Genomic DNA, 23804 nt, shown 5'->3' on the forward strand with positions numbered 1-23804 from the left:
TCAGGCGATGCTCATCTCGGTGGGCATCGCCTTGTTTTTGGGCTTCATCTTCCTGGGCAGCTGGCAGGTGCAGCGCCGCGCCTGGAAGCTGGATCTCATAGAGCGCGTGGAGCAGCGCGTGCACGCCGCACCCGCTGCCCTGCCCCCGCCCGCCGAATGGCCGCAGATCACGGCCGCCGACCATGAATACCGCGCCGTGCAGGCCAGCGGCCAATGGCTGACAGGCAAGACCGTGCTGACCCAGGCCGTGACCGAGCTGGGAGCAGGCTTCTGGGTGCTGACGCCGCTGCAGCTGGACGATGGCAGCCAGGTGCTGGTCAACCGGGGCTTCATCCCCACGGAGCAGCGCGCACGCTGGCAGGCGCAGCCCGGGCAGGCATCCCAGGACCAGGTGACGGTGTCCGGCCTGCTGCGCATCAGCGAGCCGCGCGGCGGTTTTCTGCGCGAGAACGATCCTGCTCAGCAGCGCTGGTTCTCGCGCGATGTGGCGGCCATTGCACAGGCCCAGGGCCTGGACCATGCAGCCCCCTACTTCATCGACGCCGGCCTGCCGGGCCAGCCCGTGGCGGACGGCACCTGGCCGCGCCCGGGCATGACCGTGATCCGCTTTCCCAACAGCCACCTGGTCTACGCACTGACCTGGTACGGATTGGCGCTGATGGTGGTCGGTGCCGCCTGGCTGGTCAGGCGCAATGACCGGCAGCCAGCCGGCAAGCCATAGAACCGCCTTGCGCAGGCAATGGGGCCATCGATGACATCGGTGGCCCTTTTTCTTCAGTCCTCTACAAGACCCTGCCGCACCACGGCTGCCTGCGGTAGCGCACAATCGCCCGCGTGAATTCGCCTTCAGAGTCCCTGTTCCGCGTCGAGCGCACCACCGAACGCCAGAACATGCAGCTGCTGATACAGCTGCGCTGGTTTGCCGTGGTCGGGCAGGTGATCACCATCTCCTTGGTGCACTACGGCTTCGGCATCAACCTGCCGCTGCCGGCCATGGCCCTGGTGCTGATGGCCAGCGTGTTCACCAACCTCGGCTACATCTACTGGTACCGCAGCCACCGCCGCCAGATCTCGGCGCGCAACCTATTCCTGGCCCTGCTGGCCGACGTGCTCGCCCTTGCCATACAGCTGTATCTGAGCGGCGGCGCCAGCAATCCCTTCATCTACCTGTTCCTGCTGCAGGGCATTCTGGGCGCCGTGCTGCTCAGGCCCGTGCACGCCTGGATCATCGTCGCCAGCACATCGCTGTGCACCCTGGTGCTGGCCATCGTGCACTGGCCCCTGCCCATTGGCGCGGCGGGACCGGACGGGCTGCCCGGCCTGTACGTGAGCGGCATCCTGATCAGCTTCGGGCTGACCACGGTGCTGCTGGTGGTCTTCCTGCGCCGCATCGTCTCCAACCTGCGACGGCGCGACGCGCGGCTGGCCAACATGCGCCAGCGCGCCAGCGAGGAAGAGCACATCGTGCGCATGGGCCTACTGGCCACGGGCGCGGCGCACGAGCTGGGCACGCCGCTGTCGACCATGTCCGTCATCCTGGGCGACTGGCAGCGGATGCCCGTCATCACGCAAGATCCCGATCTGCTCGCCGACCTGCAGGAGATGCAGCAGCAGCTGCTGCGCTGCAAATCCATCGTCTCCAGCGTGCTCATGTCCGCCGGCGAAACCCGCGCCGACGCGCCCCAGGCCACGACCTTGCATGCCTTCATGGATGGAGTGGTCGCCCAATGGCAGTCACGCCATGCGGTGGAGCGTTTCGACTATGTCCAGGCCGAAGAGGACTTCCCCATTCTTTCGGATACCGCGTTGCAGCAAATGGTTTGCAATGTGCTCGACAATGCCGCCGAGGCATCTCCCGGCCATGTGGCGCTGCACCTGTCCGTGCGCACCGGCATGCTGTGCATCACCGTGCGCGACAAGGGTCCCGGCTTTGCACCTGCCGTGCTGGAGCAGCTGGGCCAGCGCCATATCTCCACCAAGACGGAGCGCCCGGGCCGCGGACTGGGCCTGTTCCTGGTGCTCAACGTGGCGCGCTCGCTGGGCGGACGCGTTCAGGTGAGGAACACACCGCCCAGGGGCAGCGAGGTGGAGATCCGCCTGCCCCTGTCATCGATTGCCATTGAACCCGGCGCCTGAAGCGGCGCCCACAGGAACCCGAATCGCCCATGGACAGCTCCCGCCTCCTGCTGCTGGTTGAAGACGATGCAACGTTTGCACGCACGCTGACGCGATCGTTCGAGCGGCGCGGCTACCGCGTGCTGCAGGCCGCCAGCGCCGAGGAAGTGCGCGAGCTGCTGCAGACGCATTCGCCGCAATACGCCGTCATGGACCTCAAGCTGGCCGGCAATGCCTCGGGCCTGAGCTGCGTGCAGATGCTGCACCAGCACAACCCCGAGGCGCTGATCGTCGTGCTCACCGGCTATGCCAGCATTGCCACGGCCGTGGAGGCCGTCAAGCTCGGCGCCTGCCACTACCTGGCCAAGCCGTCCAACACCGACGACATCGAGGCCGCCTTCGGCCGCCTCGAAGGCCGCACCGACGTGGAGCTGTCGCGCAACCCCACTTCCATCAAGACACTGGAGTGGGAACACATCCACGAAACCCTGGCCGAGAGCGACTTCAACATCTCCGAGGCCGCACGCCGCCTGGGCATGCACCGGCGCACGCTGGCGCGCAAGCTGGAAAAGCGGCAGATCAAGTAAGACGGCAGGCACCAAGACAAACCGGGCCTCAAGGGCCCGGTTTGTCATTGCGCGGCCATGGCCCTCAGGCCATCAGCCCAGCCAGAGGTAGTGATCGATCAGCAGTGCCAGGAACAGCACGCTCAGATGCACCAGCGAGAAGCGGAAAGTCCTGCGCGACAGCTCGTCCGAGTAATTGCGCCACAGCGCGAAGGCATAGCCGCAAAAGCCCACGCTCAACACCACGGCCACCACCAGGTACAGCCAGGAGCTCATGCCGTACATGAAGGGCAGCATGCAGGCTGCGAACAGGATCACCGTGTACAGCAGGATCTGCAGCCGCGTGTACTCGCTGCCATGCGTGACGGGCAGCATCGGCAGGCCCGACTGGCGGTAGTCCTCCACGCGGTACAGCGCCAGCGCCCAGAAATGCGGAGGCGTCCACAGGAAGATGATGAGAAACAGGATCAGCGCCTCGGGTCCGACCTGGCCCGTCATCGCGGCCCAGCCCAGCACGGGCGGCATGGCGCCGGAGGCGCCACCGATCACGATGTTCTGCGGCGTGGCGGGCTTGAGGATCACCGTATAGATCACGGCATAGCCCACGAAGGTGGCCAGCGTCAGCCACATGGTCAGCGGATTGGTGCACAGCAGCAGCACCAGCGCACCCAGCGTGCACAGGATGGCCGAGAAGGCCAGGGCCTGCTGGCTGGTCAGCTCCCCGCGCGCCGTGGGCCGCCAGGAGGTGCGCTTCATGCGCGCATCGATATGGCGCTCCACCAGGCAGTTGAAGGCCGCTGCGGCGCCCGCCACCAGCCAGATGCCCAGGCAGGCCAGCGCCATGTGCAGCCACTGGTCGGCGTTGGGCCAGCCCGGCACGGCCAGCACCATGCCGATCAGCGCGCAGAACACGATCAGCTGCACCACGCGCGGCTTGGTCAGGGCATAGAACTGCGTCCAGCGTGAGGACTCGACACTCAGGGAAGCTTGTTTACTCATGCAATCTCTCCACGGGCAACCGGCAACCCGGCCCGCAGCGTGCCCGGGCGACTGGCCGCCAGGCACCAAACAATCACGGTCACCAGCGCGGCTGCGCCACCCGTATGCAGCACTGCAGCCACCAGCGGCCAGTCCAGCACCACGTTCGACAGGCCTGTCAGCACCTGCAACACCAAAAACGCAGCCAGCACGCGGCGCTGCGGCGCCAGGGCAGGCGCCTCGCCCAACCGCCACCACAGCCCGGCAAGCGCGGCCACCACCACATAGGCCGCAAGGCGGTGCAGATAGTGGATGGCCGTGAGGCCCGCAAGGCTGATGTTGCTGCCGTCCTGCAGCCGGCCCAGCGGACGCCAGATCTGCAGCGCCTGCGAAAAATCCATAGCCGGCCACCAACTGCCCTGGCAGGTCGGAAAACTGCTGCAAGCCAGCACCGCATAGTTGGTGCTGACCCAGCCACCCAGTGCCACCTGCAGCACCAGCAAGCCCAGGCCCAGCCACAGCAGAGCACGCAGGCCCGGGGAAATCACCGTTGCCTGCTGCTGGCGAGCCGCCCGGCTCAGCCCCACGGCGGGCACGCACAGCAAGGCCAGCAGGCCCGTGCCGCCCAGCAGGTGCAGGGTCACGATGGCCGGAAACAGCTTCATGGTCACGGTCCAGGCGCCAAAGGCACCCTGCAGGCAGACCCAGAACAGCGCCAGCGTGGGCCACCAGGGGCTCATGGCCCCCCGCCGTGCGCCTTCCACGCCTTGGGCGCCACCCGCCCTGCCCTGGCGGCGCGCACGCCGCCAGGCCATGATGGTCATGGCGATGATGAGCACGCCCACGGTGGTGGCCAGATAGCGGTGGACCATCTCTATCCATGCCTTGCCATGCGTCACCGGCCCGGTGGGCATGGCGGCCTGCGCCTCGGCAATCTGCGCGCGGGCGCCCATGGGGCTGGCGCTGCCATAGCAGCCCGGCCAGTCAGGGCAGCCCAGGCCGGAATCGGTCAAACGCGTAAAGGCGCCGAACAGCACCAGGTCGAAAGTCAGGAACAGCGTCAGCACCGACAGTGCCTGCAGCCGCTTGAGCGAGCCACCGTTGCGGTTGCGCAGCCACACCCAGGCCAAGGGTCCCAGCGCCAGCAACAGGCCCAGCAGCATCAGCTCCAGAACGGGGGCCAGATCGTACAGCGCCTGCTCGTTCACCTCCGCCCTCCACAGCGCAGCGTCCACCGGACGGAACTGACCCCAGGCAAGCCGCAAGGCAATGCCACAGGCGCATCCGGTTGGCGACAGCAGAACTTCATAAATGAGAGCAATTTGACGAGAAGGCTCAGCCCCATGCGCGAGATTGGATCGCAGGCCGGGCCCACAGAGAATCAGGACATGCACCCAGATACAGGCTGCGGGACGGCGCCCCATGCACAAGGCCCGCCAAGCGGGCCCGGTCGCTGCAACTTTCAGAGCAGCATGTCTTTGATATGAAACAATTCTACTTGCCTGCGCACCACTCAAGCGCCCAAGCGCGCAGTGCCCCTAGACCGCAGCCAGCTTCTTTTGGCCGGCGTGATGCGGCTTGGGCCGGGCGCACACGAATTTGCGCAGGGAGCCACCCGAGGCATCGGTGGCCCGGCTTTACACAACTGCTCAGATTCGCTCAGACTCAGACGCCCAGCGTTCCTTAGATTGACGCTTTCACTTGGGGACCGGCAACCGCCGGGTGAGGCCATGATTGCAGGACGCTCGTGGACTGTGCTTGATGGGCGCGGACACGAAATCGGGCGTGTCGAAGGCGATGAATTCGTCCGGTGCGGGACCAGGCTCATCTACCGCATCGATGGGCCGGCGCTGTACTCCATGGACGGCTCGGCCAGACTGATGGGCTTTATAGAAGGGACCGAGGTCAGAACCCGGCAGGGGCGGATCTTTCTCAAATTCCTCGCGCATTGAACTGCGCTGCTCTGATCTGCGCAGCACCGTGCGCATGCAGCGGCAAGCTTTCGGCCCCCTTCTGCGCCAGCCGATGACAATCTATATCAATTCATTCATAGCCAGTCGCTAAGACGCACAGATAATTGCCGGCATTCGTGTGAATTGTGAGAAGGGACCGGGCCACGTGCCCCGCCCTTCGCATGCTGGAGGATTGGCAGATGAGCGCCCCGGAAATGGAGGCCATACAGGAGCGGCTGAAGAAGCTGCGGGCCGACGAGGCGCAGGTAGCCGAGCAGCTGGAACGGCTGCAGACCCAGAAGGCTGCGCTGGAGCACAGGCAGGCCATGATCCAGGGCGCCTTGGAGGTGCTGGAAGAGATGCGGCAGGAGCTGGAGCCATGAACCGCGGCAAGCCCGGTTCGTCCCCGTCCTCGTCACCGCCCGCCACTGCCCTGCCAACAACCCAGGACTGGCTGGAAAGAATTGCAGCCCTGGATGCCACGGAGCCGCCGCCTACCCCACCTCGTCCGCGCAACACCCGCAAAGCAGCGCGCCGCAAGGCGGTCACCATCGTGGCAAGGCTGGTGCTGCTGGTGCTGCTGGCCATCGCCCTGGCCGTGGCGGCGCAATTGATGTGGGTCAAGTAGCTGCCTGCGGTATACCCTCGCATCCTGGCAAAGTCCCCATATTGTTTGCATGCTCACTTGCGCCTAGCATGTAGGCACACTCAACGCAGTGGAGGTGTCATGGCCGATCCCGAAGAACCGCTGGAAATACGCTCAGAACGCTGGCAGTCGCTGAAGGGGCTGGACATCGCCTCCGTGGATCTGGGCCCCATCTGCGTGGTGCTCTTGCTAACGTTGATCTGCATGGCCGTGATGCTGCTGCTGGCCAAGTCCGGCGCCGAGCAGGTGCGGCAGGCCCAGCCATCGCCCCAGGCCAAAGGCCCTGCTCCCCGACCGCAACCGGCGCAGCCCGTGGCAGAACCCGCCCAGCAACAGACCTGGATACCGGCCTTGCGCACCTGAGCGCGGCAAGGCCGGTCGAGGCCGTAGGTAGCGCGTTCAGACCTTCATCGAACGTGTCGCAATGAAGGTCGGCACGAACTTCTCGATCACAAAACGGGCGTGGGGCTGCCAGTCCTCGTGGAAGCCCGTCAGCACAAGCCCCGCATCCAACTGCCCCCCGATCTGATCGGCCAGCGTATGGCCGAACACCAGGGCCTCGTTGCGCTCGCGCTTGGCCGCAATCGCCTCGGGCGGCAAATCCGCCACATCGGAATACGGCAGGCGCCAGGCGGGCCGCACGAGTCCTTGCTCGCGCAATGCAGGATCACGGTCCTCCACGAAGACCACCGGATTCCAGAAGCTGGACAGAAGACGCCCGCCCGTCGTCAGCACCCGCGCGCATTCACGCCACACGGGCCGCACATCGGGCACGTAGAGGTTGGAGATGGGGTGAAAGATCACATCAAAGCTGGCGTCTGCAAAGACCCCCAGATCGCGCATATCGCCCTGCACGCAGGACAGCGCAAGGCCTTCGCGCTCGGCCACATGCCGGTCCTGCGCAAGCTGGCCGGCTGAGGCGTCGAAGACGGTGACCTGGGCGCCCGCCGCAGCAAGAATGGGCGCCTGCTGGCCGCCGCCGCTGGCAAGGCAGAGGATGCGCAGGCCGCGTACATCATCCAGCCAGCCGGCAGGCAAGGGGCCTGGCGTGAGCCGCGCCTGCCAGCTTCCGGCGCGGGCCCGTGCTATTTCGGCGCTGTCGACCGGGCGCGACCAGTCGCAGGACTTGGCAGCCTGCTGGTTCCAGGCGGCCGTGTTGTGGGCAAGGATATCGATGGATTCCGTCATGGGCACTCTTTCAAAAATTCCGAAAGGAGGCCGCACGGCGACGCCGGGTTGCGTTCAGGAAACGCAGAGCAATCAACGAACAGGCAGGAGGTGACGCAGGCGTCCGCCGTCGGCCGGCAAAGGGCTTCGGGGGATTGGTCGGACGAAGGTCCGAAGGCGTCACAGGTTCATGTCAGGCTCGCAATGGTCGCAGGAATGGAAGCAAAAATTCTAGGGCTGCCCGAAGCACGCTGTCAAACAGCTGCGGCGCCTTCCCCACACGGTCATGCAAAAGTCACAACCGTGAGACGGCCTGGCTGTAAGTTGAACCCGCACCCTCGATGGCGCCGGCTTCTGCCGCGCCTTGGCGCGCCCGCTGACGACCTCCTTTTCCAACCCGGCGCCCAATGGATACCGAGGAGCAACACTTTGAAGGAGAGCTATGCGTAGTCCCAAGAAAGGCAGAGAGCCGATCCGGCTCCTGGACCTGGCCCCCGCCGTCTTCTGCATGCAGTGCGAACAGGAAAAGCCCGCCACAGGCGCCCGCCAATTCCATGCGTGGCACGTGTGCAGCGATTGCTCGCAGAAGCTGGCCCGACTCCCCACGGCGCAAGCACCGACGGCGCACCCTGCGCACTGAGGCAAGCGATTCCCCAAAACGACAGCCCGCCAAATGGCGGGCTTTCTCATGCCCTTTCGGGCATGGGCGGGACCATGACAGTGGATCGCGCCTACCAGGGCGCAAACACCATCATCAGCGCCACGGCCACGACGGCTGCGGCGATGTACATGGTCCGCCTGGTGGCGAACCGGTTGCGGGACGACGACGTGGGCACTTGGCCAGGGGTGTTGGGAGGAGGTGTGTTCATGGCCTCAAGCATGGGTGCCGCCCAGGCACGCCCTTGTCGGACAAGCACAGGTCAGGGAATCAGCGCAAGGCAGGACCAGGCCGTCGGCATTGGCCCATGGCCCGGTGGTCTGAAAGACAAATGGCGCTGCAATCGCTCGCGTGTGCCTCAATATGGGCGGACTCCGCAGATCAGGTGTGAACCGGTGCCGAGAAATCCCAGGCGTTTGCGGGCATGACCGCGCAAAATGCCCCTGCCAGCGTCGCGTTGTGGTGTTCCACAATTTTCTGCGCTGCAAGCTGGGGGGTGTCGGCACAAGTATGCCCATCCGCAATAAGGACGGCATCAAGGCCCAGATCGCGAGCGACCCGGCAATTGGTGTCCACGCAGTACTGAGTCTTCATGCCGGTGATGACCAGGCCGGTCACGTTGCGTGCTTGAAGCTGCTGCAACAGATCGGTGCCTGCAAAGGCGCTTGGGCGGTGTTTTTCGAACACAACCTCACTGCCGTCCAGTTGCAGTTCGGGTGCGAGTTGGGTCAGTGGGCTGCCTGGGCCAATGGGCGTTCCCACGGGACCGATGTGACGAGCCAGAAAAATTGGCGCTCCCGCACGGCGGGCCTGTGCCATCAAGGTGTTGATGGTGTCCAGCACCTCGGTGCAGCGCCACATGGGTTCAGGGCCTCGGACCAGGCCGACCTGAACATCGAGGACTAGCAGAGCAAACATGAATACAACTCCTTGCGTGGTGCCGGCGACGCAAGGGCAAAAAAAAAGGGCCCGGTCCATCGCTGGCGGGCCTGGGAAGTGGTTCAACTGGGACTCACGGCACTTCACACGGTCCGCAGGAAGCGGTCGTGGAGGTGGTAGTGGTGAGAGTGCAGTAAACCATGGAGTTCCATTGTAACGAGCGCCTTCGCCTGTCATCTCAGCACCTATGCGGCTTTTTTGCGTTTGTCGCGCCGCAGATCTCGCCCCTGTAGTTCCGGACGCTGTCCAGCTGTTTTCGGGGGAGACGTCAGGCAAGAACAAGCCCGCTGGTAGGGCTTGTCTGCACCTCGGTGTGCTTCACCTTCTTCGACGTCTCGTCACTTCCCAGGATGACAAGGTGCTGCGTCCTTTGCGAGACCAGTTCATGGAGAACCCCCAGGCGCTGACGGATCCGGCAGCGACTACGCGGACAACAGCGCCCAGCGTTCGTGATCTCGCCAGCGACCACCGACCTTCATGAATGCGGGCGACAACCCCTCCAACTTGAAACCACAGGACTTCACCAGTGCTATGGCTGCCTTGTTCTCAGGCTGAATGTTGGCTTCCAGCCGATGCAGCTTCGAAGTCCTGAAGACCTGCTTCACGACATGCGCGAGGCCCTCCTTCATCAGGCCCTTCCCTTCGAAGCCCGAGAATGCAAAGAAGTCGATATGGGCAGAGCGGAACGGGTCCATCAGGATGTTCGTGATCTGCACGACCCCGGCAAAACCATCGCTGCGCCACTCCCAGATCACAAATGCCGCACCCGACGGCTCCTGCACGCGAGCCAGGTAGCCCTGGAACTCCTGTGCCGTGCTGGGCGGCGAAACCCATGGAGCGTGCAGTTTGCGGCTCTGTCCGACCGCGTCGATGAACTGCTGCTCCAAATCGGCGGTCAGCGTCGAAACGTAGATATCTGTGCCCATGACTTCCCTTCTCTGTGGAAAGAAAAGTGTAGCCAGCCCAGGAATCCGTCGGAAGCCTAGCAGCGCGCTTGCACCCTACAGCTTTGTCAAGTGCACCATTGAAACGACGAAGCCCGCTTTGAACTGACCCCATGAAGTTGGACGGTTGGAAGTTAGCGGCTCAAGGCCTGATTTCGGTACTGCACCGGACTCAGGCCTTCTAGCATGAGCTTGTGCATTGGTAGTTGCCCAAAGACCACCACCGCGACGATGCCCTGCCCTTCGGCGACTGCCCCTCTCAGAAAGGAAACCTCGAAATGACCGGCCACAAGCCCTTGCGGCAGCAGAAAGGACCGGCATCGTGACCACGAAACCCTAACCCATCGCCACTAACGTCTATGACAAACAGCCGGGCGGAACCTATCGGGCCACCATGCACGTCAGTGGGCTGGCCATCCAGCGCGCTCTGCGACATATCCGTCCGGGGACACGACAGGAGCTTGCGCGGTTCCGCCTGGGACAGCACCCGGCGCCGAAACCCCACATGCTTCCCCCCGGCGGTTTTCCCCTTGGAACACAGCTGGCGTTTGAGAAGGCTACGCCAACAGTTCGGCGCCTCCCTACCGATCTTTCCTGCATCGAGCCCCAGTCCCACGCCTGCCCCAGCTGTGCCCGCAGCTGCTTGGCCGCCGTGGGAGGGTCTCGTCGCTTATCGAGTACGTCGTAAGCTTGGCCACAGGTCACGTCACGCGGCACTGTCCAGGCAAGCTCTGGTACCTCGCCCAGCATTCGCGCCAGAGCGCTCCGCGCAAGGTGATCGCGGAAACCCTCCAGCAGCGCACGCACCTTAGACGATACGGCAGGACCATGTTTGGCCAGTGCTGCCTTGCGACGGGCAGTGACCGGATCAACTCCTGCGCTACCCCCGCGCTTGTCTCCCTGAACTGAGACAGCCTCTGCAAAGCGCTATCTCGGGCCAGTGCCCGAGCCTCACCTACTTCATCAGGCCAGCAGAGCTGTTTGTAGCAGTAGGCCCGTGTTTTGTGCGATTGGGAGGTGACCTATCGCAATTCATCGCACCCCTTCACGAGCAGGTGCGAGCCTGGCTGAAGCTGCTTTGCAGACCGCGAATCGAATAGCACTAGAATCTCACCCAGAGTCATGGCGCAGGTTCTATTGCCAGCGACGTAGGAGGCAAAAACCTACGCCCGAACCTACGCCAAGGTTGCAGGTGCAGATAGATTTCGCTGGGTGCCAAGTTGAGGTTTTGCGGCAAACGCGCCGTGAAACTCTCAAGAAAACAAGCATCTAGCGAAGAAATGCATGATTCGACAATGGCTCAACCAAGGCGGGCGTCGTTCAATGGCAGGACCTGAGCTTCCCAAGCTCATGACGTGGGTTCGATTCCCATCGCCCGCTCCAGCTTTCCTCGCGCACTCTTCATTTGCGCGCGCGGGCCAATCTCTGGACTGAGGAGCAGGCGCCGCCGCAGCGGCGCCGGGGCGCTATCGCACGCCAGGCGATGAACTGCCCATCTCGACTTTCAGGTCCGGGAAGGAGTTGACCATCTGGACCTTGAAGTCAGGGAAAGAGGTGACGATCTGCCACTCTCCGCAACGGTCTGCGGAGGAGTTCACCACCTTGACCTTGAGGTCCGGGAAAGAACTGGTTGCCTGGACCTTGATGTCGGGGAAGGACTGCACGAGCTGGACCTTGCCGTAGAGGCGGATGCCTTTGTAGGTGCAGTTTTTCTTGTCGAAGTCTGCGGCGTGAACGAATGCCGGCAGGGCAAGACAGGCAAAGACAAAGCTACAACGCTGCAGAAGATGCATATGCGAAAAGGGAGTGGGTCTTCGGAAACAAGCCAGGCCGTGGCTTGCGGCCGCCCTATTAGAGCATCCTGCATGCAGAAGCCCCTGACGTTTTCGACTGAGCGTCAGCCTGGGGCAAGACCATCCATCCGGCACTCAGGCCATGAGCCCAAGCAGCCAGTCCGCATACTCCACGGTGGCGGGAGTGGTCCCGGAAGGAGGTTTGATGCATGCCGCGCGTGTGGAATTCGCCATGGCGCGTATGTCGCTGGGTGTGTGGCCGAATTTGGCCCGGAATGCGCGGCTGAAGTGGGCCTCACTGGCAAAGCCCAGGCGTGCGGCCACCTCGGCGACACGCAGGCGTCGGTAGGCAGGGTTTGACAGGGCATGGAAGGCCTCTTGCAACCGTCGCTGCTGCACATAGCGCATCACACCCCCCAAAGGTTCGAAAAGGTGGTAGAGCCGGTGACGTGAGATGCCGAAGCACCGGCAAAGCAGCTCGGGCGAGAGGGGAGCGGCCAGGTTTCGTGCGATATGGCGCTTGATACGGTCCAGCATTGCTGCCTGCAATTCAGTCCGAGCCTCGGCCACCGTCCGTAGACTGGGGCGCAGGCAGGCTGCCAGCATCTGGGTAGTGGCATGCACTATGTCGTCAGCCTGCTCCAGGCCGATGGAAGGCAGGCGTCGCTGCAGAGCGCAAAGATGATCTGCCAATAGCCCGGCGAAGATGCTGCTGCCGGTCAACACGGTTCCGTGCAAGCCTGAACTCGATGCACCCATTGCCTGGTCGCCAAGGCTGCGGGGCACGATCAACGAGAGCACATGGGAGTCGTCCGCAACGGTATGCTGGCAGCGAGCCATGTCGAAGAAGACCACATCACCTGCTTGCACCGTCAGCTCGTGACCATCGTCACAGCGCCCTGTGAAGCCGCCTCCCCGGTACCACTGCACCAGATAGTGGTCCAGCCCGTCATGGGCCGCGCGTGCATGTCCGCGCGAGAAGCGCTGTGCACCGAAGCGCAGGTCTCCCAAAAGCAATTGACCCAAGTGGACTGCATCTACCGAAGCGTGGAAGCCACCGCGCACCGTACCGCGTTCCAGCGGGGTCACATCGAACAGTACAGAGATGCCGCTGCGCCAAGCGTCGAACCTGTCCGCCTCCAGGCACTGCTCGGTGGTGAAGGTGGTGCTCGGCAGGGCTGAGGTCGGAGTCTGCATGTCGAATGATCTGGGCAAAAGAATGCCGTGGTGAAGCCGTCCCTCCGATAGCAGCCAAGGCGTTGCGACACACTCATCCAGGACGGCTTTCATTTGAGAGCCGCGGCATCGTAACGCAATGTGTGCTGGGGCGAATCAAACTGACGAACGGTAGCCCGTCAAGATGCAACCCAGGCAGTGATGCAGGAAGATGCGCAGAAGTTGGTGCCTCGGCAGGTCCAGCAGCCATTCAGCCTGTGGCGGTGGATAGCGTTCACAGGCCTTGGAGAATCGATGCTTGAGTTTCTCAAGAGTCAAAACGGAGTGTTCCATGACCCCTACCACCGAACAAAAACGTGCCAGCTTCCGGGCCCTGCACCGCCAGGGCTGCTTTGTACTGCCCAATCCATGGGACGCCGGCAGCGCCCGCATGCTGCAGGGCCTGGGCTTCAAGGCGCTGGCCAGCACCAGCTCGGGCCATGCATGGTCGCTGGGCCGGCCCGATGGCGCCATCTCGCGCGACATGACCCTGGCGCATCTGCGCACCCTGGTCGCGGCCACCGACCTGCCCGTGAACGCGGACTTTGAAAGCGGCTTCGGCCTGGGTCCGCAGGAGGTGGCAGAGAGCGTTCGCATGGCCTTGGACACCGGCGTGGCAGGGCTGTCCATCGAGGATTCGACAGGCGATGCGGCCAACCCCTTGCGCAGCATCGAGGACGCCGTGGCCCGGCTGCGCGCCGCCCGCGCTGCCATCGACGAGGCAGGCGGCAGCACCTTGCTGGTCGGGCGTGCGGAGAATTTCTTCGTGGGCCGGCCCGATCTCGACGACACCATTGCCCGGCTCAAGGCCTATGCCGAGGCCGGCGCGGACTGCCTGTACGCACCCGGCATCCGCAGCGCCGAGCAGATCCGTTCCGTGGTGGCGGCCGTGGCACCCAAGCCGGTGAATCTGCTGATCGGAGGGGCCAGCGAATGGAGCCTGCAGGATGCCGAGGCCATGGGCGTGCGCCGCATCAGCGTGGGCGGCGCACTGGCGCGCGCAGCCTGGGGCGGCTTTCTGCATGCGGCGCGCTCCATTGCCGAGACGGGGCGCTTCGACGCGTTCGCCCAGGCCACGCCGGGCGCCGAGCTCAATGGCTTTTTTCAGGGCAAGGACTGATCCGCACCGGCCTGCAGCCGCTGCGCGGTCATGACCCAGACCGCGATATCGAGCAGGGCGGCCGCGCGCTCCACCGGCGCGAGCTGTGGGTCCAGCACGCCGTCCATCTGCCGTGCCAGGGCGGACCAGCCCAGCAGTGCGGCCTGATCGGCCCAGGCCCGGCCTGCGGCCAGCAGCGGTGCGCCGGCACCCACCAGGCCTGCGGCCTGCATATCGGCCAGCCAGACCTGGCCCTGTGCCAGCCAATGGCGCAGCGGCGCCTCGGCGTTTTCGTTCGGTGCCGTGCTCATGGCTGTTTCTCCCTGCTGCCCTGCGCTGGCGGCGGCTTCCAGGCCGTGCTGGGATGGTGCCAGTCCGTACTGTCCCGCCAGCGCACCGATGCCACGGCCATCTGCAATCGCCCGGCCACGAATTCCACGCGGCCAAAGACCTCCTGCAGCACCCGGCCGCACGCCAGCTCCCGGCGCAGGGCCTCGCCCGCCCTGCCCTGCATGCCGTGCAGATCACCGGCCAGGCATATGACGGGGCCGGAGGTTGGCAGCTGCGGTTGCAGCTCCATCGTCCAGCGCTGCAGCAGCAGGTCAGTCTGCGGCAGGCCGCTGCCGCTCACCTTCCATCGCGCCCAAAGGGGCGGCTGCTGGCGCCAGGGGTCGGCATGCAGCTCCTGCAGATGGCGGCGCAGCAGGACCTGGGGGTCGTCGGCCCCCGGCAAGGGGCCGGCCGCCTGGGCCGCCACCAGCCGGGTGGCATCCCGCGCCGAAAGGCGGCCGTCGTCGCTGACCCAGCCGTCCACCAGCACATGAGGACCTTGCAGCAGCTGCCTTGCCGTGAGGCCGCCCAGGGTTTCCGATTCCAGCGCCTGGGCAGGCTCCCATTGCGGATCAAAGCCCTCAGCGCGCGATGCCGACCAGGTCAGGAACCGGCCGCTGGCCGCATCCTGCAAGTGCACCGAAAAACCGCGCTGCCCTCCGCGCGCCAGCCACAGCTCGGCCGCCACGGCATGCAGACACAGGCCTTGCACGCGCCGGTAGCTGCGCCTATGCACGCCAGCCAGCTCCTGCAGAGGCCGAGGCAGGGGTTGCTGGGCCAGGCCGCGCAGCAGCATCCACAGCGCGGCCAGCAGGGGAGCCACGCGCTCGGCCGCGCCGGCACGGCCCGCGCGCTCGTCGCGCAAGGCGCGCACCAGCAGGTTGAGCACGCTGGCGGGGCGCGCCAGGTCGGCCTGGCGCAGTTCGGTGGACAGTGCCTCGCCCTGGTCGAGGAAGGCCGGGCTCATGCCGGCACGGCCCTGCAGCACCCAGCCGGTCAGCCAGAGCCTCACCTGCGCCAGACGCTGCAGTGCGCCGGCTTCCAGCGCATGCGCAGGCAGCTCGGGCATGGGTGCGCCCGCTGCGCGCCGGGCCTGCAATGCCACCAGGGCGCGGTGCGCGCAGGTGGCGGCCTTGCAGCTGCAACTGGCCGCCGCCAGGCCGCCAGCACGCGGCAGGCGCACGGTCACTTCGTCGGGATTGGAGAGTTCACCGACCAGCGCGGCCGGCGTCTCTTCCAGCACGGCCTCGAAACCCTGTGCCATCCAGCGCAGGGCCTTGCGCTGGGCAGCGCTGCCGAAGGCCCGCGCCACGGCCTCGGCATCGCCCTCCAGCCATGGCGCGATAGGGGCCTGTGCTGCCTCATCGGCCGCCCCTCCGCTGGCCAGGCGCGCGCGCAGGCCCAGCAGCAAGGCGCACAGATGGTGGCAGGGTCCATACGCCGGGCAGCTGCATTGCAGCGTGGCAAAGCCCGCGCCGGCCAGGGTCTGGACATGGCCTTCGATATCGGCCCGGGCATGGCTGGCATCCAGCTCCCAGGCCGCCTCATCCAATGTCGCCAGGGCCTTTGCGCCGCGCTTGAGCAGGCCCTTGTTGGCCCAGTCGGCAATGGCGTCATCGTCCAGGGTGCGCAGCCATTCCTGCATCATGAGGATCGCCCTCCCTGCATGGCACAGGCCAGCCAGTCCACCAGATGGTCGGGCGTCATGGCGCCGATCTGCGCACCGCGTTCCACCAGTTGCGCAGCCAGGTCCCGGTCGTAGTCGGGATGGGCGCGGCGATCCAGGGCGGCCAGCACCAGCACGCGCGCGCCGCTGGCGATCAGCCGCTCGGTCTCGGCGATGACGCGGGCCTCGTCATGGCCTTCGTAGAGATCGGTGATCAGCACGACCACGCTGCGGCGCGGCGCGGCCAGCTGCCCGGCCGCATGCGCCAGGGCGGCACCGATATTCGTGCCTCCGCCCAGTTGCGCGCCCAGCAGCAGTTCTTCGGGCGCATGCAACTGGCCGGTGACATCGGCCACCTCGTCGGCGAACAGCAGCACATGGGTGCGCAGGGCGCGCACGCGCGCGAAGATGCTGCCCATCACGGCGCTGTGGATGACGGATTCGTACATGGAGCCGCTCTGGTCCACCAGCAGCCACAGGTCCCAGGTCAGGCGCTGCGCCTCGTTCTCCCTGAAGAACAGGCGCTCCAGCACCAGCACCTGCTCCTCGCGCTGGTAGTGGCGCAGGTTGTGGCGCAGGGTGCGCGGCCAGTCCAGGTCGGCCATCTGCCCCTGGCCCCGGCTACTGCGGCGCCTGCGCCGCCGCCCGAAGGCCGAGCGCACGCGCGAGGAAAGCCGTGCCTGCAGATCCGCCACCACGCGTGCCACCAGCCGCCGGGCCTCGTCCAGCACCTGCACGGGCAGGCTGGCGCGCACGGCCATCAGCGCGGCCACCAATTCAATGCTGGGCGTGGCCTGGGCCAGTACCTGGGGGTCGCCGAGCAGGCCGTGCAGCCCGTAGCGCGACAGCGCATCGCGCTGCAGCGTTTCCACGGCGCTGCGCGGGAACAGGTCGCGCACCTCGCCCAGCCAGTGCACGGCCTGGGGCTCGGGCACGCCGCTGCCGCCCTGGCGCGCGGACAGCCCGCCCGTGCCCTGCCAGGCGTCGGTGCCTGCACCGTCGGGCTGCTCGCGCAGGCGGTGCTCGCGCTGGTAGAGATAGTCCAGTGCCGCGTCGCGGCGCGCATCGGCGTCATCGAGCGGCTGCGCCGCAGCCAGGGGCTGGGCCGCCTCGGGCCCGAGGATGAGGCGCCAGCGCCGCAGGGTGGCGGCATCGATTGCCTGTTCCTGCATTGGCGGCTCGTGCATTGGCAGTTCGTGCATTGGCGGATCTTCCCGGCTCATGACAGTCCCCAGGGTTGCAGCAGCCGGCCCACCTGGGCCGCCAAGGCGCGGCTGTGCGCCAGGGCCTGGTCCGATGGCAGGTGCACCGGGCCCAGCGTGGTTGCGCCAGGTGGCGTTGCCGCGCCCGACAAACCGGCCAGCCGCCCGGCCAGCTGCCGCAGTTCGGCGCGGGTCAGCTGGGCAAAGGCCAGCCGCAAGGCGGGCAGGCCGGCCAGGAAGGCGTCTTGCGGCCAGTGCGCAATGCCGTCGCTGAGCAGGCGCAGCAGCGGCGGATGACTGAGCAGCCAGCCCTTGGCCACGCGCACAAAGCCCTGCAGGTACTCGCCCATGGCGGCAGCATCGACCTGCGCCAGGCCCAGCATGGCGCGCAGGGCGGCATCGGTCTGCGCAATCTGCCAGCGGCCGGCCATGCTCAGGATGCCGGCGGTGGCGCCGCGCACGCGCGCGGGCGTGCTGTCGGCGCCTGCCTCATGCAAGGCGGCACAGGCATCGTGGAACAGGCCGGCGTCGGCCCAGGGCACGGCGCGGCAGACCATGCCGTGCAGATCGGCCAGGGCATCCAGGGCCTGCACCTGCTGGACGGCATCGCCCTCGCCCAGCCAGGGCAGGCGCAGGCAAGCCTGGGCAAAGCAGCGCCGCAGCAGCGGCAGCAGGCGCGCCAGGCCCACGCCGCCCAGCGCATGGCGGGCCTCGTAGGCAAGGGCCAGGCAGCCGGTGGCGCGGGCCAGGGCCAGGGCGTCGTGGCTGCGCTCCATCCAGGCCTGCACGGTGTCCAGCACCTGCTGGGCAATGCCGTCCAGGCCCATGACCAGCACTTCCAGCACGCGCTGCGCCGGCTCGGTATCGGCGGTCTGCGACAGCCGCTCCAGCACGCGGTGGACAGCGGCCTCTTGCAGGCTGGAGCCGTGGCGCATGGCCTCGGTGAGTGCCACCGTGGTCTCGACCTGCCAGCCCAGCGTCCAGACCTCGCGCACGCGCGCCAGGCCGGTGCCCGCCACAAAGTCCGGTCCCGCCAGGCATTGCGCATAGGGCACGCCCAGGTAGCGCAGCCGGTGCAGTCCCTGCGACAGGCGGCGGTGACGGGCGCTGCGGTAGATGTCCAGCTCCTTGCGCACGGGTGCGGCAGGCCGCACGGGCAGGCGGTGGCGCAGGCAGAAGGCCTGTACATCGACCAGCAGCGGGGCGGCCGGCGCGTTGGGTGGCAGCTGGCCGTAGTCGTCGGCGTCCAGCAGCCATCGACCAGTCTGCTGCCCGGTCTGCTGCCCGGTCTGCTGCACCATAGGCTGCGGACGCAGGGCCTGGGCATGCTCCTTGAACACGGCGCTGTCCAGCGCTTCCAGCAGCTCGGCCCGGCCGCCGTGGCAGGCGCGCAGTGCAGCCAGGCCATGGGCCAGGCGCACGGCCTCTGCCGCGTCGGGCAGGCTGGCGGGCAGGCCCCGGGCACGCAGGCCGTTCACGGTGCGTGCCGCCATCTCGGGCCAGGCCTGGGCATCGGGTTGCGAGGCGCCCTGCTCCAGCGCCTGCCAAACGCCCTGGTAGTAGCCGGGCATGGGCATGCCGGCCGCGTAGCCGCTGGCACGCTCCAGCCGCTGCAGCGTGTAGGGGATGAGATGCACGCCCACATCGATGGGCTGACCGGCCGCAGCCGGACGCTCGGGCGCCGACAGGCCAGCGGTGATCCCAGCCACGATGCCCGCCACATGAAAGCCGCCGCAGACCACCAGGCAGCGCCCGCCTTCGGCCAGGGCCTTGCGGACCTGGGCGGCCATGTGGGCCTCGCGAGCCCTGTCTTCGGCATCAGGGCCCGCGCCGCCCGCTGCCTCGTCCCGCTCGCGCAGCAGCTGGCTGAAGGCCAGCACGCCGGCAAAGTACGCCTGGGGCGAGGCGTCCTCATTGCCCGATTCGTAATGCCGGTCCCACCATTCGTCGAAGTCTCGGCAGCCGCCGGCCTGGATGAGGCCGGCCAGCACGTCGGGCGCGCGCCGCGAGGGTTCGTCGGCCAGCAGGGGTTCGGGCGCGCAGGCGAAGTAGTCCAGCTGCGCGGCCTGAGCAAGCCGCGCCGCATAGGGCAGGTCGATGAAGCGCACATGGCTGCGCAGCCGCACCGCCTCGCGCAGGGCCACCCATTCAGGAGAGAAGGCCGCAAAGGGCACATAGCAGCGGCAGCGCCAGTCGTCCTCCAAAGCGCCATTCGCGCCATTCGAGCCATTCGTTTCATGTGCGCCATCGCCGCCTGCCACGGTCGCATGCAGGTAGGCCGCCAGCGGCGGACGCGCCTGGGCGTGCTGCAGCGCAGGCAGCAGGGCATCGAGTTCGCCCGGGCCTTCGATCAGCACGTGGGTGGGCTTGAACTCGCGCATCAGCGCGCGCAGGTGATGGGCGCAGCGCGGGCTGTGGTGGCGCACGGGCACCAGGCGCAGCTGCGGCAGCGGCGCCAGCCACGCGGCAGCGTCAGTGCTCACGGCCGCCTGCGACAAAGTCCTGCCAAGCCGGCTGCCCTGCACGCTGGCGTGCCACCACGCGCAGGTATTCGGCGAAGCGGCGGCGGTCCTCGTCGTCGTCCTTGATCACCGTGCCCAGCAGGTGGCGCGCCAGGTGGGCCGGACCCACGCGCTCCTGCCCGAAGTACCAGCACTGGCAGGCGGCGTTGAAGGCCACGTCGATGGCCTCGGCCGTGGACAGCACGGTGCCCGGCCGCTCCACGGCCGTGCCCTCCACGCTGCCGCTGCGCAGCTCCTGGAAGGCCGTGGCCAGCAGGGCCAGCACATCGGGCGCGACGGTGGTGCCGATGCGCTGCTGCGCCAGTGCGCGGCCCACCTCCTGCCCTATCAATGCGGCCTGCGCGGCCACGCCTTCGAGCGGGCGCATGGTCTCGAAGTTGAAGCGGCGCTTGAGCGCGGCCGACATCTCGTTGACGCCGCGATCGCGCAGGTTGGCCGTGGCAATCACATTGAAGCCCGGCCGTGCCAGCAGCCAGGGCTGCTCGTGCTTGAGTTCGGGAATCTGCAGCAGCCGGTCGGAGAGCACGGGCACCATGCAGTCCTGCACTTCGGTGGAGCAGCGCGTGATCTCCTCGAAGCGCAGCAGCCGCCCTTCGCCCATGGCGCGGTGCAGCGGGCCGGGCACCAGGGCCTCGGGGCCGGGGCCGTCGCGCAGCAGCAGGGCGTAGTTCCAGCCATAGCGGATCTGCTCCTCCACCACGCCGGCACCGCCCTGCACGGTGAGCTTGCTGTCGCCGCTGATGGCGGCGGCCAGCAGCTCGGACAGCAGGGACTTGGCCGTGCCCGGCTCGCCCACCAGCATCAGGCCGCGCTGGCCGGCCAGGGTGACGATGGCGCGCTCGACCAGGGCATCGTTGCCGTGGATCTTGCGGGCGATCTCGGGGCCGCCGCCATCCGGGGCCGGGCCGCCCAGGATGAAGCGCCGAACGGAGCGCGGGCTCAGGCGCCAGCCGTCGGGGCGCGGGCCCTGGTCGGCGGCCTGCAGGGCCGCAAGTTCCTGGGCGTGGGCCATCTCGGCCGGCAGCCGCTGGGCGGCAGGTTCCGGGGCGGGCGCTGCCATGCGTTTGGTGGCCATCAGTCGCTCTCTTTGGTGCTGGCCGATTTGGCGGCGATGGCCGCGAACTGCGCCATCAGCGTGGCCTGCAGCGCGCGCGGCCACTGCTGCGGCTGAAGCCGGGGCCAGCGGCCATCCTCGCCGCGGTGGCTGCTGTCATAGACCACGGCATGGGCGATGTCCACGCGGTGGTCCAGTTCCATGAACGGCATGTAGCGCCCGTGGTGAAGCTCGATGTACAGCTGCGGGCCCGCCAGGTCCAGCCTGTGCTCGTAGATGCCGGGGCCGTCTTCCACGGGGCCAGGGCGGTAGTTCCACTTGGCCAACAGGCCGGACAGCGCGCCCTGGCGTATCTGCAGCGGGCCGGCAGGGTGCAGGGCATGGTTCTTCCACTGGCTGGCGTCGGGCAGTTGTGCGCCTGCGCCCAGCTGGTCGATCAGCGGCTGCAGCTCGTAGTCGGCCAGGCAGGTGCGCCAGGCCTCAACCTCGCCCGCTGCGGCATCGACCGGATGCCAGAGCAGCACCTGCGCATCGTCGGGCAGCTCCACGGCATCGTCTGCGGCATCGAGCAGGGAAAAGTCCTCGGCAATGCGAAAGCTGGCGCCCTGCTCCAGCCGCCAGATCAGGGTGCGGCCCATGATGCGCAGCAGGGGATGCTGCAGGAACAGGCGGCGCCAGCGCGGGACGGACCAGCGCTGTCCCGTCATGAAGGCGGTACCCATGCGCGGCGCCTGCTGCCTGGCGATGGCCTTGACGCCAGCGGCAACGGTCTTGAATTCGGCCTGTGCCGCATTCCACTGAAGGCGCAGCGATTCGTCCTTGAGCGCAGGCAGGGTCTTGGAGGCCTTGCCCTTGTCGCTCACCACGCGCAGGCTCAGGTCGCCCTGCAGCTGCAGGCGGTAGCGCTGCGGGCCCACCTCCAGCACCAGGCCTTCGCCGCCCAGGCCGAAATCGGGCGTCAGCTCGTCATACAGCTCGATCAGGCTCAGGCCGCGCCGCTGGGCGGCTGCCTCCAGCGCGTCATGCGCTGCCGCAATCACCAGGTCCTTGAGCTTGCGCGAGGTGGACAGGGTCTGGACCTGGGACAGCGCGTACAGCGTGTCCAGCGCACCGAGCTGCTCCACGGCGATGATGGCGCGCAGCTTCTTGCTCCAGCCCCAGGCCTTCACGGCGGCCACCAGGGTCTGCACCAGGCGGTCGTCGACATGGCCGTTGGCCAGTCGCAGCGCCCAGCGCGCCTTGGGCTCGCCCTCCAGGGCCACCCAGGCATTGACCAGGTGCAGGGACAGCTGGGCGCGGCTTTCGGCCGGCACATGGGCCAGCACCTGCTCCACCAGCGGCGGCAGCTCTTCCTCGGCCGTGGCCACCAGATGCAGCACGATGCGGGCCGCATGCCCGGACAGCGGCGCGAACAGGGCCAGGGTCTCTGGCTGGTCATAGGCCTTGATGCTGCTGGAAAAGCGCTTGAAGCGCGCCACGCGGGCCTCCAGTGCGTCAAGCGGCACCCTGCCCCCCTCCCCCTGCGCCACGGTCAAAGCACCCGGCACTGGCACACCCAGGGCCAGCAGCCGGCCCTCGACCATGCTTTCGGAGCCCAGGTCCAGGCCCGTGCGCAGCAGCGCCTGCAGCAGCGGCGCGACCCCGGGATCGGGGTGGACCAGCAGGATGTCGCGGCAGGCCAGCTGCATCGCCTTCTCGCGCCGCTGCAGCCAGGCGTTGGACTCGAAGACAGCGCCTACGGCCTGCGCATCCAGTCCCTGCATGAAGCGCGCCACCGCTTCGCGCAGCGCCCGCGAGCTGCTGGCAGCCAGCAGTTCGCCCAGCAGAGGCAGCCGGGCATGCAGCATGGCCGGGTCCAGTTGCGCCAGCAGCGGGGCCAGGCGCACGGTGGGAATCTCGCGCAGGTAGTCGGGCTGCTCGGTCAGCATCTGGTTGAGCAGTCCGATGAAGGGCTCGATCCGCGATACCTGCAATATGCAGCGCAGCAGATGGGGCAAAAGCTCCGGGTAGCGTGCCGTCCAGATCTGCCGGGCGACCACCGCATCGAAGTGGTATTTGGGCTGCCATCCTTCGATCCAGGCGATGAAGGGCGCGGCATCCTCCCGCACCAGGCGGTCGAAAATGGGGATGAAGTAATCAGCCGGCTCGCGGTCCGCCCTGCCCAGCAGCAGGTTGACCAGTTCCAGCCGCCGCTGGGCATCGGCGCCCAGGTCCCAGCGCAGCGCGATCAGGCCCGGGTCTTCGTTGATGGGCTTGTCGTCGAACCAGTCGGGATGGCGGCGGTAGAAGTCGTACCAGGGCGCGCAGCGCTGCGGGTGCGGAACGTCGCTGTGCCGCTTCATGTAGACATCGCGGATGTCGGCATAGAGCGCGCCGCCGCGCTCGGCCAGCTCCATCAGGTCCTGGTCGTCCAGGCTGCCCAGCAGCAGCTTCCAGTCGGCTCTGTCATACCTGCCGCCGGACTGGACGTTCAGCTCTACGGCCCAGTCCAGCAGCTGCATCACCCGTTCGCGGCTGATGCCCGGGTACCAGAGCCAGCCGAACATGTCCAGGATGCGGATTTCACGGTAGTCGTTGTCGCCGTCCGGCGCAGGTGGACGGGCCAGGCTGGCGCGCGCCATCTGCTCGAACTCGGCCGCAAGCTCGGGGCTGTGGCGTGGAATGTCGCCGTCCAGGCTGCCGTCGATCCTGCGCCCGAAGGGGATGGTCTGCCGCGCGAAGGCCAGCCACAGGTCATGGTCATGGGTCCAGGGCAGATCGAAGTTGCCCAGGGCGCGGATGGGGCTGGAATAGTCGTCGAAAGCCTTGCGCGTGAAGGCGCCCACTTCGTCATGCCGGCCCGCGCGCATGCGGCTGGCCAGCACCTGGACCAGTTCGACCGGTGGCAGCGAGGCGCTCAGTTCCTCCAGCGTGGCCTGGTCGGTGTGTTCTAGGGTCGAAGAGTTCATGGATTCAGGG

General features: G+C 67.1%; 21 protein-coding genes and 1 tRNA gene. 8 read left to right on the forward strand and 14 right to left on the reverse strand.

Annotation, left to right across the window (positions count from 1 at the left end):
* Window positions 1-7 precede the first annotated feature (7 nt).
* From ACF8ME_RS06615 to ACF8ME_RS06625, 3 genes are all read left to right on the forward strand, one after another.
* Window positions 8-721, forward strand: coding sequence for an SURF1 family protein (locus ACF8ME_RS06615; protein WP_016447186.1), 714 nt, complete (start codon window positions 8-10; stop codon window positions 719-721).
* Between the two features lie 113 nt (window positions 722-834).
* A complete protein-coding gene (locus ACF8ME_RS06620) occupies window positions 835-2136 on the forward strand; it encodes an ATP-binding protein (protein ID WP_016447187.1) in 1302 nt (433 codons plus the stop codon).
* A 29-nt stretch (window positions 2137-2165) separates the two neighbouring features.
* A complete protein-coding gene (locus ACF8ME_RS06625; RefSeq protein WP_012205888.1) occupies window positions 2166-2702 on the forward strand; it encodes a response regulator transcription factor in 537 nt (178 codons plus the stop codon).
* A 72-nt stretch (window positions 2703-2774) separates the two neighbouring features.
* Here ACF8ME_RS06625 and cyoE read toward each other — a convergent pair whose 3' ends face one another.
* Together cyoE and ACF8ME_RS06635 are read right to left on the reverse strand one after the other, a co-directional pair.
* Entirely contained in the window at window positions 2775-3680 is a 906-nt protein-coding gene (gene cyoE / locus ACF8ME_RS06630; protein WP_016447188.1) for a heme o synthase, read from the reverse strand.
* Window positions 3677-4867: a heme A synthase gene (locus ACF8ME_RS06635; protein ID WP_392415767.1), complete on the reverse strand. Its 1191-nt coding sequence runs from the start codon at window positions 4865-4867 to the stop codon at window positions 3677-3679. Before ACF8ME_RS06635 ends, cyoE begins: the two co-directional genes overlap by 4 nt.
* A gap of 944 nt (window positions 4868-5811) precedes the next feature.
* On the opposite strand from ACF8ME_RS06635, the gene ACF8ME_RS06640 reads away from it, so the two are divergent.
* The 3 genes from ACF8ME_RS06640 (at window position 5812) to ACF8ME_RS06650 (ending at window position 6620) form a co-directional block, all read left to right on the forward strand.
* Window positions 5812-5994: a hypothetical protein gene (locus ACF8ME_RS06640; RefSeq protein ID WP_016447190.1), complete on the forward strand. Its 183-nt coding sequence runs from the start codon at window positions 5812-5814 to the stop codon at window positions 5992-5994.
* A complete protein-coding gene (locus ACF8ME_RS06645) occupies window positions 5991-6239 on the forward strand; it encodes a hypothetical protein (RefSeq protein ID WP_016447191.1) in 249 nt (82 codons plus the stop codon). The genes ACF8ME_RS06640 and ACF8ME_RS06645 overlap by 4 nt, the downstream gene beginning before the upstream one ends.
* 99 nt (window positions 6240-6338) lie before the next feature.
* Entirely contained in the window at window positions 6339-6620 is a 282-nt protein-coding gene (locus ACF8ME_RS06650) for a hypothetical protein (protein WP_016447192.1), read from the forward strand.
* A gap of 36 nt (window positions 6621-6656) precedes the next feature.
* On the opposite strand, the gene ACF8ME_RS06655 is transcribed toward ACF8ME_RS06650, so the two are convergent.
* From ACF8ME_RS06655 to ACF8ME_RS06670, 4 genes are all read right to left on the reverse strand, one after another.
* Window positions 6657-7445, reverse strand: coding sequence for a class I SAM-dependent methyltransferase (locus tag ACF8ME_RS06655; protein ID WP_252652472.1), 789 nt, complete (start codon window positions 7443-7445; stop codon window positions 6657-6659).
* A gap of 710 nt (window positions 7446-8155) precedes the next feature.
* Window positions 8156-8293 carry a hypothetical protein gene (locus ACF8ME_RS06660; protein ID WP_193726258.1) on the reverse strand — a complete coding sequence of 46 codons (138 nt, stop codon included), beginning with the start codon at window positions 8291-8293 and terminating at the stop codon, window positions 8156-8158.
* A gap of 170 nt (window positions 8294-8463) precedes the next feature.
* A complete protein-coding gene (locus tag ACF8ME_RS06665; protein WP_043790130.1) occupies window positions 8464-9000 on the reverse strand; it encodes a cysteine hydrolase family protein in 537 nt (178 codons plus the stop codon).
* 443 nt (window positions 9001-9443) lie between these two features.
* Complete coding sequence (locus tag ACF8ME_RS06670; RefSeq protein ID WP_016447197.1) at window positions 9444-9947, reverse strand: GNAT family N-acetyltransferase; 504 nt, start codon at window positions 9945-9947, stop codon at window positions 9444-9446.
* 1327 nt (window positions 9948-11274) lie between these two features.
* Between ACF8ME_RS06670 and ACF8ME_RS06675 the strand changes: the two genes are divergently transcribed.
* A tRNA-Gly gene (locus ACF8ME_RS06675) sits at window positions 11275-11348 on the forward strand.
* Window positions 11349-11431: 83 nt separating this feature from the next.
* Here ACF8ME_RS06675 and ACF8ME_RS06680 read toward each other — a convergent pair.
* Together ACF8ME_RS06680 and ACF8ME_RS06685 are read right to left on the reverse strand one after the other, a co-directional pair.
* Window positions 11432-11758 (reverse strand): hypothetical protein, encoded by a 327-nt coding sequence (locus ACF8ME_RS06680; protein ID WP_016446204.1) that lies wholly within the window; start codon window positions 11756-11758, stop codon window positions 11432-11434.
* A 135-nt stretch (window positions 11759-11893) separates the two neighbouring features.
* On the reverse strand, window positions 11894-12955 hold the full coding sequence (locus tag ACF8ME_RS06685) for a helix-turn-helix domain-containing protein (RefSeq protein ID WP_016451626.1): 1062 nt from the start codon (window positions 12953-12955) through the stop codon (window positions 11894-11896).
* Window positions 12956-13265: 310 nt separating this feature from the next.
* Between ACF8ME_RS06685 and ACF8ME_RS06690 the strand changes: the two genes are divergently transcribed.
* Window positions 13266-14093, forward strand: a complete 828-nt coding sequence (locus tag ACF8ME_RS06690) for an oxaloacetate decarboxylase (protein WP_047327400.1) — start codon at window positions 13266-13268, stop codon at window positions 14091-14093.
* Here ACF8ME_RS06690 and ACF8ME_RS06695 read toward each other — a convergent pair.
* Genes ACF8ME_RS06695 through ACF8ME_RS06720 form a run of 6 tightly spaced genes read right to left on the reverse strand, consistent with a single transcriptional unit; the run spans window position 14078 to window position 23794 of the window.
* Entirely contained in the window at window positions 14078-14383 is a 306-nt protein-coding gene (locus ACF8ME_RS06695; RefSeq protein ID WP_017403878.1) for a hypothetical protein, read from the reverse strand. The genes ACF8ME_RS06690 and ACF8ME_RS06695 overlap by 16 nt on opposite strands.
* Window positions 14380-16050, reverse strand: a complete 1671-nt coding sequence (locus ACF8ME_RS06700; RefSeq protein ID WP_392415770.1) for an SWIM zinc finger family protein — start codon at window positions 16048-16050, stop codon at window positions 14380-14382. Before ACF8ME_RS06700 ends, ACF8ME_RS06695 begins: the two co-directional genes overlap by 4 nt.
* Window positions 16047-17240, reverse strand: coding sequence for a VWA domain-containing protein (locus ACF8ME_RS06705; RefSeq protein WP_392415771.1), 1194 nt, complete (start codon window positions 17238-17240; stop codon window positions 16047-16049). Before ACF8ME_RS06705 ends, ACF8ME_RS06700 begins: the two co-directional genes overlap by 4 nt.
* A 47-nt stretch (window positions 17241-17287) precedes the next feature.
* Entirely contained in the window at window positions 17288-19753 is a 2466-nt protein-coding gene (locus ACF8ME_RS06710; protein WP_392415772.1) for a DUF5682 family protein, read from the reverse strand.
* On the reverse strand, window positions 19743-20867 hold the full coding sequence (locus ACF8ME_RS06715) for an AAA family ATPase (protein WP_392415774.1): 1125 nt from the start codon (window positions 20865-20867) through the stop codon (window positions 19743-19745). The genes ACF8ME_RS06710 and ACF8ME_RS06715 overlap by 11 nt, the downstream gene beginning before the upstream one ends.
* Window positions 20867-23794, reverse strand: a complete 2928-nt coding sequence (locus ACF8ME_RS06720; protein WP_392415775.1) for a DUF4132 domain-containing protein — start codon at window positions 23792-23794, stop codon at window positions 20867-20869. Before ACF8ME_RS06720 ends, ACF8ME_RS06715 begins: the two co-directional genes overlap by 1 nt.
* Window positions 23795-23804: the final 10 nt, after the last annotated feature.

It is taken from the genome of Delftia sp. WSY_7, assembly GCF_043104845.1.
Classification (GTDB): Bacteria; Pseudomonadota; Gammaproteobacteria; order Burkholderiales; family Burkholderiaceae_C; genus Comamonas; species Comamonas tsuruhatensis.

Excerpts from the sequence above, each read along its gene's own strand:
- ACF8ME_RS06690 (WP_047327400.1), top strand. The coding sequence starts at position 13,266 with ATGACCCCTACCACCGAACAAAAACGTGCCAGCTTCCGGGCCCTGCAC.
- ACF8ME_RS06640 (WP_016447190.1), top strand. The coding sequence starts at position 5,812 with ATGAGCGCCCCGGAAATGGAGGCCATACAGGAGCGGCTGAAGAAGCTG.
- ACF8ME_RS06650 (WP_016447192.1), top strand. The coding sequence starts at position 6,339 with ATGGCCGATCCCGAAGAACCGCTGGAAATACGCTCAGAACGCTGGCAG.
- ACF8ME_RS06665 (WP_043790130.1), bottom strand. The coding sequence starts at position 9,000 with ATGTTTGCTCTGCTAGTCCTCGATGTTCAGGTCGGCCTGGTCCGAGGC.
- ACF8ME_RS06625 (WP_012205888.1), top strand. The coding sequence starts at position 2,166 with ATGGACAGCTCCCGCCTCCTGCTGCTGGTTGAAGACGATGCAACGTTT.
- ACF8ME_RS06645 (WP_016447191.1), top strand. The coding sequence starts at position 5,991 with ATGAACCGCGGCAAGCCCGGTTCGTCCCCGTCCTCGTCACCGCCCGCC.
- ACF8ME_RS06680 (WP_016446204.1), bottom strand. The coding sequence starts at position 11,758 with ATGCATCTTCTGCAGCGTTGTAGCTTTGTCTTTGCCTGTCTTGCCCTG.
- ACF8ME_RS06655 (WP_252652472.1), bottom strand. The coding sequence starts at position 7,445 with ATGACGGAATCCATCGATATCCTTGCCCACAACACGGCCGCCTGGAAC.
- ACF8ME_RS06715 (WP_392415774.1), bottom strand. The coding sequence starts at position 20,867 with ATGGCCACCAAACGCATGGCAGCGCCCGCCCCGGAACCTGCCGCCCAG.
- ACF8ME_RS06660 (WP_193726258.1), bottom strand. The coding sequence starts at position 8,293 with ATGAACACACCTCCTCCCAACACCCCTGGCCAAGTGCCCACGTCGTCG.
- ACF8ME_RS06615 (WP_016447186.1), top strand. The coding sequence starts at position 8 with ATGCTCATCTCGGTGGGCATCGCCTTGTTTTTGGGCTTCATCTTCCTG.
- ACF8ME_RS06720 (WP_392415775.1), bottom strand. The coding sequence starts at position 23,794 with ATGAACTCTTCGACCCTAGAACACACCGACCAGGCCACGCTGGAGGAA.
- cyoE (WP_016447188.1), bottom strand. The coding sequence starts at position 3,680 with ATGAGTAAACAAGCTTCCCTGAGTGTCGAGTCCTCACGCTGGACGCAG.
- ACF8ME_RS06685 (WP_016451626.1), bottom strand. The coding sequence starts at position 12,955 with ATGCAGACTCCGACCTCAGCCCTGCCGAGCACCACCTTCACCACCGAG.
- ACF8ME_RS06670 (WP_016447197.1), bottom strand. The coding sequence starts at position 9,947 with ATGGGCACAGATATCTACGTTTCGACGCTGACCGCCGATTTGGAGCAG.
- ACF8ME_RS06705 (WP_392415771.1), bottom strand. The coding sequence starts at position 17,240 with ATGCAGGAACAGGCAATCGATGCCGCCACCCTGCGGCGCTGGCGCCTC.
- ACF8ME_RS06700 (WP_392415770.1), bottom strand. The coding sequence starts at position 16,050 with ATGATGCAGGAATGGCTGCGCACCCTGGACGATGACGCCATTGCCGAC.
- ACF8ME_RS06695 (WP_017403878.1), bottom strand. The coding sequence starts at position 14,383 with ATGAGCACGGCACCGAACGAAAACGCCGAGGCGCCGCTGCGCCATTGG.